Source organism: Sphingobium sp. 22B, assembly GCF_001580035.1.
GTDB classification, from domain to species: Bacteria; Pseudomonadota; Alphaproteobacteria; order Sphingomonadales; family Sphingomonadaceae; genus Sphingobium; species Sphingobium fuliginis.
On record NZ_LTAB01000030.1, the window covers coordinates 1 to 14,425 of the forward strand.

The following is a 14,425-nucleotide window of genomic DNA, read 5'->3' on the forward strand; positions in this document are numbered from 1 at the left end:
GGTTTCGCGATCCGTCCCCTTCCGCCCGGACCGGGGTGGCCACCCCGGTCCGGGCAATCCAGCATGACCCAAACGGACAGCAATGTCATAAGACAAGCGGTTTCAGGGCAAAGGGAATGCCGGACCGTCGCGAATCTCCCGACAATGGCTCAGGCCAGCGCCAGTTCACCGAAAATCTCGGCATGCCGCTTTTCGGCATAGCGGTCGGTCATGCCCGCGATGAAGTCCGCTATATGGCGGCTGCGCCGGGGTTCCAGCGTCGCGCAATCGTCGCGCCACTCCTGCGGCATCAGTTTCGGGTCCGCCTGATAGGCGCGAAACAGATCGGTCACGATCACGCGCGCCCGGTCGGCGGCCGCCAGTTGCGATGGGTGGTGATAGAGCGTCGCATACATGAACCGCTTGAGATCGCGCTCCTGCGCTGCGAGTTCGGGCGAGAAGCCGACCAGCGGGCGTCCGGCCCGGCGAACGTCGTCGGCCGTCTCCACGCCCGCCGCAAGGATGTTGGCGCGGGTGGCGGCGATCAGGTCGTTCGCCATCACGCCGATCTGTTCCCGCACCAGTTCGCGCAGCAGGCGATCCTCCGGCACATCGGGATAGCGCGCGCGAACCCGGTCCCAGCAGCCTTTCACCAGCGGCACGCCCAGAAGCTGGTCCAGCGTCAGCAGGCCCGCGCGCAGCCCGTCGTCGATGTCGTGATTGTCATAGGCGATGTCGTCCGCGATCGCCGCGAGCTGCGCCTCCAGCGAGGCATGGCTGGCAAGGTCGAGCGGGAACAGCGCATCCACCTCCCGCATGGCCCAGCCGGGCCGCGTGACCGGGCCATTATGCTTGGCCAGCCCCTCCAGCATCTCCCAGCTCAGATTGAGGCCGCGGAACAGCGGGTAGGGACTTTCCAGCAGCATCAGCGTGCGCAGCGTATGCGCATTATGGTCGAAGCCGCCATGCGCGTCGAGCGCCGCCTCCAGCGCATCCTCCCCTGCATGACCGAAAGGCGGATGGCCGATGTCGTGCGCCAGGCAAAGCGCTTCGGTAAGGTCTTCGTTGAGGCCCAGTGTCCGCGCCGTCGTGCGCCCGATCTGCGCCACCTCCAGGCTGTGGGTCAGCCGGACGCGGAAATGATCGCCGTCGGGCGACACGAACACCTGCGTCTTGTGGCGCAGGCGGCGAAAGGCGATACTGTGGATGATGCGGTCGCGGTCCCGCTGGAACATGTCGCGGGGCCCCCGCACCTCCCCGCCGGGTTCGGCATGGAGGCGGCCCCGGCTCTGGCCGGGATGCGAGGCATAGGATGCAAGCAGCGTCATGCCGCGCCCTTTAATGCCGTTTTCGACCATTGCCGAGTCGTTCGATGTTCCGATCGATGGGAAATCGCCCTATTTCGCCGGAAGCCGCTCAACCACTTCCCCGGCATCGCTTTTCCAGGCGAACACGTCCGCGCCCGCCGCCTTCAGCCTGTCCTCCAGCGCCCTGGCCCGCGTGAAGCTGCTGAACGGCCCGACAAGCAGGCGATTGGTGCGGCCCCAGCTCGCCACCCAGGCGTCCTGCGGTTCGAGCGAGTCATATTTCTTGCGCAATCCCTTCATGGTGAAGGCCAGTGCGCCCTTGTTCGCACCCGTACCGACCTGAAGCCAGTTGCGCGAGGGATTGGCGGCAAGGCGGGCCTTTTCCTCGGCCGCCTTCTTCTTTTCCTCGGCCAGTTGCCTGGCCTTGGCATCCGCTTCGGCCTTCGCCTTGGCGGCGGCGGCCTTCTTCGCCTTTTCCGCGGCAGCGGCGGCGGATGCCTCCCGCTCGGCGCGGCGGGCGGCCTGGATCCGGGCGACCTCCGACAGGTCGACCGCGACGACGCTCGACTGGCGTTCGGATTCCGGCACATCGATGGCGTGGATGATGTCCGCCAGCGAATGGGTGACGGCCGGATCGATCTGCTGCTGCGGCGCAGGCGTTGCGGTTGGTGGCGGAGCGGCCGGCTGAGCCGACGGCGCGTCCACCCCGCCCTGTGGCGGGCTGGACGGGGGGGGCGCCGATGCCTGCGCCAGCGTGATCGCGTTGAGCTGGCTCGGCGGGGGACTGGCGGGCGCCGGGCTGTGCGCCGGGACAGATTCGAAGCCGGGCGCCGGCGGGCCCTGCACATTGGAGGTGGCGGGAGCGGCGGCGGAGGCGGCAGCTTGCGGCGCGCGCTGCGGCGGAGGCGGCGTCTGGGTCTGGGTCTGTGGAATGGTGGAGGTGGGAACGGGCTGGCCTGGCGCCGGCGCGTTACGGGTCGGCGCTTCGGCCGGCGCAAGCCTCGTGGCGGTTTCGGTGCGGCGCGAACGACGATCCTGCTGCGCGGATCGGGCCGGCGGCGGCGTCCGGGCAGCGGGTTGGCTGGCCGGCGGTGCGGCAGGCGTGGCGGACGCGAAAGCGGGCGGCGTGGGCGTGATGGCGGCGACGGTCGAACCGACATTGGCCGGGAAATGCCCGAAATGCACCGCCGCCGCCTTTTGGGCAGCGGTCAGATAGGGCATTTTCTGCATATAGGGCAGGATCGCCGCGGCAAGCTGCGACGGCATGGTCTGCTCCGCGATCTTCCTGGCGTCGGCCTGTCGGTTGTTCATCGCCAGGATGAACGCCCGGTAGCGCCAGGCCGCCCGGTCGCTCTTGTAGAGCAGCGGTTTCAGCACTCGTTCCGCCGCGTCGACCTGGCCGGAAATGCCAAGCGAGGCGGCATAGCGGTGCGTGAGCTCGACATCGTCCGGTGTCCGCTGGAGCGCCGCCTGATAGTCGCGCTGCGCGCCCGCCTGATCGCCGGTCATGTCCTTGGCAAGGCCCCGGTCGGACAACAGGGTCGCTTCGGGAAAGCCCAGCCGCGTCGCCTGATCGAACAGGCGCAGCGCTTCGGCGGGGTTCTGGTTCTTCAGCATGACGCGGCCAAGGCCCGCCTTCACCTTGCCGTTGTTCGGCGCCAGCGTGTCGGCCCGGGCAAAGAAACCCGCCGCCGCCCGCGCGTCGTCCATGTCCAGCGCAGCCTCGCCCGCGCCGATCAGCGCCGTCACGTCACGCGGATTGGACGCCAGCCGCGCCAGATGATTGTTGAGGTTTTCCGCGCTGGAGGGACGCATCGCCTGCACCTGGGCGGGCTGCGCCAGAACCGGTTGCGCCAGCGCGGTGCCCGCTAGAAGCAGTCCGCGGAGAATCCATATGTCATAACGTCTCACAGACAGCCCTTTAGCGGATGGAGGCGGGACAAGGGAATATGTCGAAAGAAAAAGCGCGCCCGGTTGCCCATGGCAGCCGATGGCGCGCTTGTCAGTATGCCCCGGGGCGAACCCCGCGGCCGATTACTGGTTGCTCTGGCGGTTCAGGAAACGCGGAATGTCGGGCGTCGGCACGCCCTCGTCGCTGGCGGCGGCGCCCTTGTCGGCGCCGCGGGTCAGGCCCGCCATCCGCTCGAACAGCGTGCCACCGGTGGCGACGCGCGGCGCGGCCTGCGGCGCCGGAGCGGGCTGAGCCGGCGCTTCTTCGGCCGCATCCTCACCCAGCAGCAACTCGTCCTGCGAAGGGTCTTCATCCGAAAACACTGCGGCAGGACGCTGCGGACTGAAAGGCGCAGGCTTCGCCGCCGCCGGCGCTGCGGCAGGCGGGGTCAGCGGAGCCGGGGCCGGCGCGGCGGGCACGTCGAGTTCCAGCGTTTCAGGCTCGGCTTCCGGCGCGGGCGCAGGAGCCGCGACCGGAGCCGGCGCAGGCTGCGGCGCGGGCTTGGGCGCGGCGGCGGTCGGCACCGCGACCGCCGGACGGCTGGCGAAGCTGAACGGCTGGGTCAGCGGCGCGGCATTGGCTCCCGCATCGCTGTCGATGCCGGTGGCGACCACCGATACGCGGATCTTGCCGTTCAGATTGTCGTTGAAGGCCGAACCCCAGATGATGTTCGCATCGGGATCGACCAGTTCGCGGATGTGGTTGGCGGCCTCGTCCACTTCCATCAGGCGCATGTCGTCGCCGCCCACGATGGAGACGATCACGCCCTTGGCGCCACGCATCGACACGCCGTCCAGCAGCGGATTGGCGATGGCCTTTTCAGCGGCCTGCAGAGCGCGGCCATCGCCTTCGGCTTCGCCGGTGCCCATCATCGCCTTGCCCATTTCGCCCATCACGGAACGGACGTCCGCGAAGTCGAGGTTGATGAGGCCCGGCATGACCATCAGGTCGGTGATGCCGCGCACGCCCTGCTGCAGCACCTCGTCCGCCATCTGGAAGGCTTCCTTGAAGGTGGTGTTCGGGTTGGCGATCAGGAACAGATTCTGGTTCGGGATGACGATGAGGGTATCGACATGCTTCTGCAGTTCCTCGATGCCCGCCTCCGCCGACTTCATGCGGCGATTGCCCTCGAAGGTGAAGGGCTTGGTCACCACGCCGACGGTCAGGATGCCGCGGTCGCGGGCGGCCTTGGCAATGACCGGCGCGGCGCCGGTGCCGGTGCCGCCGCCCATGCCGGCGGCGATGAAGCACATATGCGCGCCGTCCAGCGCCTGCTCGACCGAGGCGATGGTCTCTTCAGCGGCGGCCTTGCCGATTTCCGGGCGAGAGCCGGCGCCCAGCCCTTCGGTGATCTGCGGGCCAAGCTGGATGCGCCGTTCCGCGGGCGAGGCATTCAGCGCCTGCGCGTCGGTATTGGCGACGATGAAATCCACGCCCTCGACGGAGGCGGCGATCATGTTCGCGATGGCGTTGCCGCCCGCGCCGCCGACGCCGATCACCGCGATGCGTGGCTTCAACTCGTCCACATGCGGCGGGCTGATTTCAATGCTCATAAATTCTAGCTCCCTCCAGCTTCGGTGACGTGAGCGAAACTGTCATCGAAGGTTAATGCAACAGATGATGGCGTATTTCACCAGTAAAATTCGTCTGACCTGTGTTTATTTCAATAGTTCGTCTTCATCGCCTTCACCATTCTCTGCCACCATGCTGGCGCGCCGATACGATGAACGGTCTGGGGAGCGGGCGCTATCGTTCTAAGATCAACCGGGTTCGAAGCGCCGTAAAGCGCAAGTCCGGCCAGCGTCGCGAAGGCCGGGCCGCTATGCGCCTCCGGCATGGCGGCTAGGCCGCGCGGCCGTCCGATCCGCACCGCGCGGCCCAGCGCGCCCTGGGCATAGTCGGCAATGCCCTTCATTTCCGCGCCGCCGCCGGTCAGCACGACCTGCCGTCCGGTGGGCGTGTTGAAGCCCATGCCGGCGAGCGCCGCATTCACCTCCACCATGATCTGGTTCAACCGCTCGCAGATCACCGCCACCAAAGCGGCGCGGGTGATCTTGCCGCCATCGGCATTGGGGCCTGCGCTCTGCCCCGGAATGGCGACGTCGCCATGGGGCGCGGCGATCTCTATCATGTCGCGGAAGTCGCGGCGGTTCTGCATGGCGGACCCATAGAAGCATTTGATCCGCTCCGCCTGGCTGCGGCGGATGCCGAAGGCGGAGGCGATGTCGTCCGTGATATCGGACGCGCCGATCGGAATGCTGTGCAGCCCGACCAGCATGCCGCCCGCATAGAGGGAGACATTGGTGACGCCGGCGCCCAGTTCGACCAGCGCCACGCCCAGGTCCCGCTCCTCTTCCGACAGGCACGCGAGGCCTGTGGCAATGGGGGAAGCCACGATGGAGTTGACGTTCAGATAAGCGCCGCGCACGCAGAGGTCGAGATTGGCGAGCGGCGCCCCGTCTGCCAGCACGACATGGATGTCGACGCCCAGCAGGTCTGCATGCATGCCGAGCGGCTTCTTTACCGGCACGCGGCCGTTGATGGTGAAACAGGTCGGCTGGGCATGCAGAACCACGCGCCCGTCCGGATCGATCCCCTGCTGGCCGGTGGTCAGAAGGTCATCGATGTCCGCCTGTTCGACGCGATAGCCGCCCATGTCGCGCTCGACCGTGACCACGTCGCTGACCAGCGAGCCGCCGGAGAAGCTGACCCACACATCCTCGATATTCGTGCCCGCGACGCGTTCCGCCTGCTCCACGGTTTCCCGGACGGCGAGTTCGGTCCGCTCCATGTCCGCGATGAAGCCGCGCCGCACCCCCCGGCTTTCGCGCTGGCCGGTGCCCAGGATCGCCAGTTCGCCATTTTCGGTGCGCCCCGCGATCAGCGCGGACACCTTCCACGATCCGATGTCGATCGCGGTGACGAACTTCTCGACCTTGGGTTGAGCCATGGGGGTTCAGCCTTCCTCGCCCTTGGCGGGCGCTTCGGCGCTCGCATCGGGCTTGTCGCCGGACGAACCGCTTCCCTGGCCCTGCGGCAGGCGCAGCACGAAACGGTCGGGATCGCGCATGTCGAACTTGACGATGCCCCGGCCCAGCAGGCGGTTCACCCCGTCCATCCGCGCGAAATTGACCAGCGCCGTGGCCGACGGCTTGTCGCCTTCCGGCAGGGAAAGCGTCTCCCCCGACTGAAAGCGCAGGTCCCAGCGCCGGTTCCCGACCCAGGTGGCGCCCGCCAGCATGGGTTTGAGCGCGGGCGCATTTTCCATCAGCCTGTTGAGGCCCGCGGTCTGGAGATTGGCGTTGGGACCGACCACCAGCGGCAGGTCCGGCATCGCCCCGGCGGACACCGATTGCAGCACCACGCCGGCCACGTCGATCAGGTGAAGCTGTCCATCATGCTGCCACACCGCGACAGGATCGCGTTCGACGATGTCGACCACCAGCGTATCGGGCAGGCGGCGGGAAATGCGCGCATCCTTGACCCAGCCGAGCTTCAGCATGTCGGCCCGCACCTTGGGCAGGTCGAGCGAAAGCATGGACCGGCTCACCTGGCCCAGGGCGATATTGTAGATGGGCAGTTCGTCCATCCGCTCGACGCCGCGCACTTCGACCTTCTCGACTTCGAAACCGGCCTGGGCGGCAAGTTCGGACGCCTTCTGCCCGGCCATGGCGGGAACGCCCATCAGCATGGCGATGCCGACCAGCGCGGCCAGCACGATGCCGACGATGGTCCAGCTCGCCATGCGCTGGAGCGTTTCCTCGCTCACCGGCAGCAGGTCGATCAAGCCGTCGATCCAGCTCCGCTGCTTGACCGAACGCCCTCGCCCCCCGCTGCGGCCGCGCGCGCCGGTCGTTCGCGTCAGCCGCGCCGTTCCGCCACGCCGGATGCGTGCTTCAGCCATGCTTCGCCCCCCCATTGGCTGCAATTCGGGCGCCGTTCAGCGCGTCCTCGACTATACGCTCCACCAGCTCGGCATAGTCAATGCCCAGCCTGGCCGCCTGTTCGGGCACGAGGCTGAGCGGCGTCATGCCCGGCTGGGTGTTCACCTCCAGCAGGAACAGCCCGTCGATCCCCTGTTCATCGTCCCAACGGAAATCGGCGCGCGACGCCCCCTTGCAGCCCAGCAACCGATGCGCGCGCAACGCGATTGCCTTGCAGGCTTCGCTGATCTCCTGCGGAATATCGGCGGGACACACATGCTCGGTCATGCCGTCGGTATATTTGGCGTCGAAATCGTAGAAGCCGCTTTTCGGGCGCAATTCCGTGACCAGCAGCGCTTCGTCGCCCAGCACGGCGGTCGTGAGTTCCCGGCCGCGAATATAGGGCTCGGCCAGCAATTCCTCGAAATGCAGCCACGGTCCCTCGACATCCCGGCCGATGGGCGATCCATAATTGCCGTCCCGGGTCACGATGGCGACGCCGACCGAACTGCCCTCATTGACCGGCTTCACCACATAGGGGCGCGGCAGGGGATCGCCCTCGAACAGGCTTTCGCTGGGCACGATATGACCGCCGGGCATGGGGATGCCATGGGGCACCAGCGCCTGCTTGGTAAGCTGCTTGTCGATCGCGATGACCGAGGTGGCGAGGCCGGAATGGGTGTAGGTGAGGCCCATCAGGTCCATCATGCCCTGCACCGTGCCATCCTCGCCGGGCACGCCGTGAAGGGCGTTGAACACGACATCGGGCCTGGCCTCCGCGAGGCGCAGCGCGACGTCGCGGTCCATGTCGATCCGCGTAACCCTGTGGCCGCGCGATTCCAGCGCCTTGGCGACGCCCTCGCCCGACGAAAGCGAAACGGGCCGTTCGGCGGACCAGCCCCCCATCAGGACGGCAACATGCCAGGGGCCACGAGTCATGTATCTGTTCCTTCAACCAGCTGAACGCCCACCCTTTGAATTTCCCATTCGAGGTCAATGCCGCTCTTTTCCTTCACCCGGCGGCGCACCTCCTCGCCCAGCGCCTCTATATCCGCGCTGGTCGCATCGCCCAGGTTGAGGAGGAAATTGGTGTGCTTTTCCGAAACCTGCGCGCCCCCCCGTTGGAGCCCCCGGCACCCGGCCTCATCCACCAACTGCCAGGCCTTGTGACCGGCCGGGTTCTTGAAGGTGGACCCTCCGGTCTTGCTGCGGAGCGGCTGGCTTTCCTCGCGGGCGGTCGCGATGCGGTCCATCTCCGCCTGGATGGCCGCGGACTCGCCGGGAAAGCCCCGGAAAACCGCGCTCACCACGACAGCGCCGTCGGGAAGAGTGCTGTGGCGGTAAGCGTAGCCCAATGCATCGACCGGCAATGTCACCCGCTCGCCGGACCGCAGCACAACCTCGCATTCCACAAGAATATCGCAGGTCTCACGACCATAGGCGCCCCCGTTCATCCGCACGAAGCCGCCGACCGTGCCCGGAATGGAGCGCAGGAATTCAAGCCCGGCGATCCCTGCATCCCGCGCGGTCGATGAAACGAGGATGCCCGAGGCCCCTCCCCCGCAGCGCAGGCTGGTCGCATCGACCTGCTCCACCTTGGCAAAGGGCTTGCCAAGACGCACCACAACGCCCGGAACGCCGCCGTCCCGCACGATCAGGTTGGAACCGAGCCCCAGCGCCATCACCGGGATCGCCGGGTCCAGTCGGGTGAGGAAATCGGAAAGATCGTCCGCGTCCTTCGGCTCGAACAGCCATTGCGCGACGCCGCCCGCCTTGAACCAGACGAGCGGTGCCAACGGCGCATCGGCCTTGAGCGAACCGCGAACCGGAGGAAGGGACGTTGCCGCCAGCGTCAATCGCGCATCCCCCAAAGCCGCATCCAGCCCTTCATCGCCTTCATGCCCGCCTCGCCCGCGCGGGTTGCGGCGAGGCCCGCATCCACATTGCGCTGGGCGGCGTCGACCATCTGCTGCGCCGCTTCGACGCCCTGCATCTGGATGTCGATCATCCGCTTCTGCATTTCCAGCCCGACATTGAGCAGTTCGAACATCAGGCGGCTTCCCTCTCCGCAACGGCGGAGGCCAACCCCGCCGCCCATTTGGTAATGTCGCCCGCGCCCAGGCAGATGATCATGTCATCCGCCTGCACATCGGCGGCGATCAGGCGGGCAAGATCGTCCGCGCCCTCGACCGTCGCGGCGTTGCGATGGCCCCGGCGCTTCAGCCCTGCGACCAGTTCCGCGCTGTCCACGCCCTCGATCGGCTGCTCGCCGGCTGGATAGACCGGGGCGGCATAGACGATGTCGGCATCGTTGAAGGCCTGCTGGAACTCGTCCATCAGGTCGCGCAGGCGGGTGAAGCGATGCGGTTGCACCACAGCGATGACCCGGCCTTTCGCACCTTCGCGGGCGGCAGCCAGCACCGCCTTGATCTCGACCGGATGGTGGCCGTAATCGTCGATCACCGTCGCGGCGCCGCCACCGACCGCGATTTCCCCGACCTTGGTGAAGCGCCGCTTGACGCCGCCGAACTTGGCGAAGCCGGTCTGGATCGTCGCGTCATCGATGCCCATCTGCAATGCCACGCCGATCGCCGCCATGGCGTTCAGCACATTATGGCGGCCCGGCATCGGCATTTCGATGCCCTCGATCCGGCGGAGCGAACCGTCGCGCTCCCGGATCTGCACGTCGAAGCGGTTGCCGCCGGGAATCGGCTGCACATTTTCGCCGCGAATATCGGCCTGGGCGGAGAAGCCATAGGTGACGATGCGCCGGTCCTGCACGCGCGGCAGGATCGCCTGCACCTCCGGATGATCGAGGCAGAGCATCGCCGCGCCGTAGAAAGGCACATTCTCGACAAATTCGACAAAGGCGTCCTTCACCTTGTCGAAACTGCCATAATGGTCGAGATGCTCGGGATCGATATTGGTGACGACCGCCAGCGTGCCGTCCAGGCGCAGGAAGCTGCCGTCACTCTCGTCGGCTTCCACCACCATCCATTCGCTGTTGCCGAGGCGGGCGTTGGAGCCATAGCTGTTGATGATGCCGCCATTGATGACGGTCGGGTCCACCCCGCCCGCATCCAGCAACGCCGCGACCATCGATGTGGTCGTGGTCTTGCCGTGCGTGCCCGCGACCGCGACGGTCGATTTGAGGCGCATCAGTTCCGCCAGCATTTCGGCCCGGCGGATGACGGGGACGCGGCGCTCCAGCGCCAGATCGACCTCCGGATTGCCCTTCTTGATCGCGGTGGAGGTCACGACCACGGCGGCATCGCCCAGATTTTCGGCCTTGTGACCGATCATCACGGGGATGCCCTTCTTGCGCAGCCCCTCGACCACATAGCCTTCGGCGACGTCGCTGCCCTGAACCCTGTAGCCCAGATTATGCATCACCTCAGCGATGCCGGACATGCCGATGCCGCCGATGCCGATGAAATGGATCGTGCCGATGTCGGTGCCGACACCCTTCATGCGTGGGATTCCTTGCTGACAGAATAGAGAGAGCCGTGGGGGGAGAGTTTGGCGTTCTTCATGCAGGAACACCCTGCAAATTGAGGCTGGTGGGCGTCGGGCCGACACGCAGCGGGTCATTGATGATGGGCGCCGGGCCAATGCTTTCCAGCAGATCCGCCATGTCGCGGGCCGCATTCGGGCGACCGCAGGCGCGGGCGCGCTTGGCCGCATTCTGGAGCGCGCCGGGTTCCAGCGCCATCTTCTGCATCTGCTTGGCAAGTTCCACAGCCGTGAAGCGCGCCTGCGGAATGGTGCGGGCGCCCCCGGCCTCGGTCATCTCGCGGGCATTGGCGGTCTGGTGGTCGTCCATCGCGCTCGGCAGCGGTATCAGGATCGCCGGACGCCCCGCACAGGTCAGTTCCGCCAGCGTCGAAGCGCCCGCCCGCGCGATGACAAGGTGCGACCAGCCCAGTTTTTCCGGGACATCGTTGAAATAAGTCGCCAGGTCCGCCGGGATTTCGAGATCGGCATAGAGCCGGCGCACCCGCTCAATATCCTCCGCCCGGCATTGCTGCGTCACCTGCAGGCGCCGGCGCAGGCTGAGCGGCAGCATGCCCAGGCCGTCGGGCACGACGCTGGAAAGGATCGTCGCCCCCTGGCTGCCGCCGATGACCAGCACACGGAACACGCTCTCGTCGGTCAGCGCGGGAAAATCCTCCTCGCGAAGCTGCTTCACCTCCTCGCGCACCGGATTGCCGACGAGGTGGACCTTGCCGGCATATCTGTCCTTGAGCCGCTCGACATCCGGATAGGCGGTCGCGATGGCATCCACCCGTCCCGCCAGATAGCGGTTCACCCGGCCAAGCACGGCATTCTGTTCGTGAATGGCCGTCGGAATGCCATCGGCCAGCGCGCCCAGCAACGCGGGCATGGCCGGATAGCCGCCAAAACCCACAACGGCCGTCGGGCGGAACGTCTCGTTCAGACGCCGCGCCATCGCCCGGCCCGCCAAAATCGCCTTCAACGCGCCCGGCCAGCTTCTGGGATTCCGGGTCATCCGCCCGGCGGGCATGACATGGACCTGTGCCCGATTGTCAGGCGCCTTGTCGAAAATGCCAGGTATCTTGGCGCCGCGCTCATCCGTCACCAGCGCGACATGATGGCCGCGCAGCATCAGCTCTTCAGCAACGGCATGCGCCGGAATCATATGACCACCCGTCCCGCCGGCGGCGAGGACGAAGTGTCGGGAAATGCTCATCGACCACTCCATTTGACGACCGTGTGCCGACCCATGAAGGGGTTGCGCCGCGTGAATGCGAGCAACAGGCCGACGCCGATACAAAGCGCCAGCATAGAGGAGCCGCCATAGCTGATAAAGGGCAGCGTCATGCCCTTGGACGGAAATATCTGGGCATTGACGCCCATGTTGATGATCGCCTGAAGCCCGAACTGGGTGGTGAGGCCCGCGGCGGCGAGGATGGTGAAATTATCATCCTCGTCCAGCATGCGCAGGAACACCCGCACGACGATCGCCAGATAGACGCAGGCGATGCCGATGCAGGCGAGCAGGCCGAACTCTTCCCCGATGACCGAGAAGATATAGTCGGTATGCGCTTCGGGCAGGCGGAACTTGTTCTGCCCGCCGCCCGGCCCGACGCCCAGGAAGCCGCCATGGGTGATGGTGCGGAAGGCCAGTTCGGTCTGGTCCGGCCCGACATCCTGCGCGACGCCGATGCCCAGGAAGTCGTTGATGCGCTGACGTCCGTTCTCATAGAACATGTACATCAGCACCAGCCCGCCAAGCCCCGCGCCCGCCATCCCGCCGATGAAGCGCATGGACACCCCCGACAGCAGCAGCAGGCCGCCCCAGCAGGCGAGGAAGATCACCGTCTGGCCGAAGTCCGGCTGCTTCATCAGAATCGCCGCGATCAGCAGCGTCAGCACGCCGGTCAGCGGGATCACGGGCAACGTCATGTCCTTGCCGCGCAGCGACAGCAACCAGGCCATGGTGACGACATAGACGGGCTTGAGGAATTCCGACGGCTGGAACCGGAAACCCGGCAGGTCGATCCAGCGCTTGGCGCCGTTCACCACCGAACCCAGCACCGGCACCAGCAGCAGCGCCACGGCAAAGACGATGCACAGGATAAAGGCCAGTCGGCGCGCCTGCGTCCGGGGCAGCATGGAGATCACCAGCATGATCGGCAGGCCGATGAACACCCACATCAACTGGCGGTAGAAATAGATGAGCGGCGTCACCGAAACCGTGCTGGTCGACCGGTCGATCGCCGCCACCGGGGAGGCCGCCGCCACGGCGACCAGCCCGATCGCCATCAGCGCGACGATCAGCGACAGCAGCACGCGGTCGATTTCCCAGAACCAGATAGCCAGCGCCGTACGCTCACGCGGGACGGTGCGGTTCCTGAACTCCTTTACAAGATCGCCTGCCCTCGACATGCCCCCCAAAGCTCCTCCGATTCCCTTTATTCCAGCGCGGCGACGGCAGCGGCGAAGGCATCGCCCCTCGCCTCGAAATCGCGGAACTGGTCGAAACTCGCGCAGGCTGGCGACAGCAGCACCACGTCACCCGGCTGCGCCACCCGCGCAGCGCGGCGAACGGCGGCCGATAGCATTTCCGAATCGTCCACCGCCATATGCGGGCGCAACAGCTCAGCGAACATGGGGCCCGCTTCGCCGATGGTATAGGCCTGGGCCACATTGGCGAACCAGGGCGCGCACTCGTCCAGATTGTCGGTCTTGGCCAGGCCGCCGACGATCCAGTGCAGCCGCTTGCGGCCATCGACCGGCGGATAGGCGGCCAGCGCCGGCGCGGTCGAGGCGGCATTGGTCGCCTTGCTGTCGTTGACGTAGAGGACACCGTTCAGTTCCCGCACCCGCTGCATTCGGTGGGGAAGGCTGGCATAGCTTTGCAGGCCCTGTTCGATTGTCGCTTCGCCGATGCCCAGCGCGCGGGCGACCGCAATGGCGACGGCAGCGTTCTGGGCGTTATGCGGGCCTTGCAATGCGGGCCAGCCGGCCTGAGCGGAGGGAGCGATGTCGCCCGATCGCACCTCCACAACCCCGCCATTCCCGCCTTGCCGGGAATGACGGACGGAATGGAATATCCCCCGGCTCGGCTCATCTTCCGTCGCGATTACCGCGACATGCCCGGCCGACTGCATCGCGAACAGCCGCGCCTTGGAGGCTACATAGCCTTCAAAGCCATTATAACGGTCGAGATGATCCGGCGTGATGTTGAGCAGCACCGCCACGTCGCAATCCAGGCTGCCCGTCAGGTCGATCTGGTAGCTCGACAGCTCCAGCACATAGACGCCGCCCTCAGGCAACGGGTCCTGTCCCAGGATCGGCAGCCCGATATTGCCGCCCATCCGCGTGGGAATGCCCGCCGTCTCGATGATATGATGGACCAGAGCGGTCGTGGTGGACTTGCCGTTGGTTCCGGTGATCCCCACCACACGATGCCTGGGCAGGCTGGGCCGGGCGAGCGCGAACAGCTCTATGTCGCCAATGATGGGCACTCCCGCGAGCTTCGCATGCATGGCGATGGGATGCTTGTTGAGCGGCACGCCGGGCGACACCACCACGCCGTCAAAGCCCTTGAGGTCGATTTCGGTGGGATCGGCCAACTCCGCCTTGCCCTTAACGGCGGCGCGCGCCTCGTCCCGGCTGTCCCATGCCACGACCTCAGCCCCGCTCGCCGCCAGGCACTCGACCGTGGCGAGGCCGGACCGCGCCAGCCCCAGCACCGCATATTTCCTGCCTGCAAAGACGTCGGAAACGATCCCCATGGC

Annotated in this window: 12 protein-coding genes; all 12 read right to left on the bottom strand. The window is 66.6% G+C overall.

Features of this window, described 5'->3' with window-relative positions; all coding sequences use genetic code 11:
• Window positions 1–149: 149 nt before the first annotated feature.
• Window positions 150–1,307, bottom strand: a complete 1,158-nt coding sequence (locus A0J57_RS20530; protein WP_044660127.1) for a deoxyguanosinetriphosphate triphosphohydrolase — start codon at window positions 1,305–1,307, stop codon at window positions 150–152.
• 69 nt (window positions 1,308–1,376) lie between these two features.
• Window positions 1,377–3,197 carry an SPOR domain-containing protein gene (locus tag A0J57_RS20535; RefSeq protein WP_061939077.1) on the bottom strand — a complete coding sequence of 607 codons (1,821 nt, stop codon included), beginning with the start codon at window positions 3,195–3,197 and terminating at the stop codon, window positions 1,377–1,379.
• A gap of 123 nt (window positions 3,198–3,320) precedes the next feature.
• Window positions 3,321–4,790: a cell division protein FtsZ gene (ftsZ, locus tag A0J57_RS20540; protein WP_061939079.1), complete on the bottom strand. Its 1,470-nt coding sequence runs from the start codon at window positions 4,788–4,790 to the stop codon at window positions 3,321–3,323.
• A gap of 110 nt (window positions 4,791–4,900) precedes the next feature.
• On the bottom strand, window positions 4,901–6,187 hold the full coding sequence (gene ftsA, locus A0J57_RS20545; RefSeq protein WP_025550635.1) for a cell division protein FtsA: 1,287 nt from the start codon (window positions 6,185–6,187) through the stop codon (window positions 4,901–4,903).
• A gap of 6 nt (window positions 6,188–6,193) precedes the next feature.
• A complete protein-coding gene (locus tag A0J57_RS20550; protein WP_044660131.1) occupies window positions 6,194–7,141 on the bottom strand; it encodes a cell division protein FtsQ/DivIB in 948 nt (315 codons plus the stop codon).
• Window positions 7,134–8,099 (bottom strand): D-alanine--D-alanine ligase, encoded by a 966-nt coding sequence (locus A0J57_RS20555; RefSeq protein WP_025550631.1) that lies wholly within the window; start codon window positions 8,097–8,099, stop codon window positions 7,134–7,136. Before A0J57_RS20555 ends, A0J57_RS20550 begins: the two co-directional genes overlap by 8 nt.
• Window positions 8,096–9,016 (bottom strand): UDP-N-acetylmuramate dehydrogenase, encoded by a 921-nt coding sequence (murB, locus tag A0J57_RS20560; RefSeq protein ID WP_082718763.1) that lies wholly within the window; start codon window positions 9,014–9,016, stop codon window positions 8,096–8,098. Before murB ends, A0J57_RS20555 begins: the two co-directional genes overlap by 4 nt.
• Window positions 9,013–9,210: a hypothetical protein gene (locus A0J57_RS20565; protein WP_025550630.1), complete on the bottom strand. Its 198-nt coding sequence runs from the start codon at window positions 9,208–9,210 to the stop codon at window positions 9,013–9,015. Before A0J57_RS20565 ends, murB begins: the two co-directional genes overlap by 4 nt.
• Window positions 9,210–10,631 (bottom strand): UDP-N-acetylmuramate--L-alanine ligase, encoded by a 1,422-nt coding sequence (gene murC / locus A0J57_RS20570; RefSeq protein WP_025550629.1) that lies wholly within the window; start codon window positions 10,629–10,631, stop codon window positions 9,210–9,212. Before murC ends, A0J57_RS20565 begins: the two co-directional genes overlap by 1 nt.
• A 58-nt stretch (window positions 10,632–10,689) precedes the next feature.
• The gene (gene murG / locus A0J57_RS20575; RefSeq protein WP_025550628.1) at window positions 10,690–11,871 is read right to left on the bottom strand and encodes an undecaprenyldiphospho-muramoylpentapeptide beta-N-acetylglucosaminyltransferase; all 1,182 of its coding nucleotides are present in this window, start codon (window positions 11,869–11,871) and stop codon (window positions 10,690–10,692) included.
• On the bottom strand, window positions 11,868–13,070 hold the full coding sequence (locus A0J57_RS20580; protein ID WP_025550626.1) for an FtsW/RodA/SpoVE family cell cycle protein: 1,203 nt from the start codon (window positions 13,068–13,070) through the stop codon (window positions 11,868–11,870). Before A0J57_RS20580 ends, murG begins: the two co-directional genes overlap by 4 nt.
• Before the next feature lie 26 nt (window positions 13,071–13,096).
• Window positions 13,097–14,422: a UDP-N-acetylmuramoyl-L-alanine--D-glutamate ligase gene (murD, locus tag A0J57_RS20585; RefSeq protein WP_061939083.1), complete on the bottom strand. Its 1,326-nt coding sequence runs from the start codon at window positions 14,420–14,422 to the stop codon at window positions 13,097–13,099.
• Window positions 14,423–14,425 lie beyond the last annotated feature (3 nt).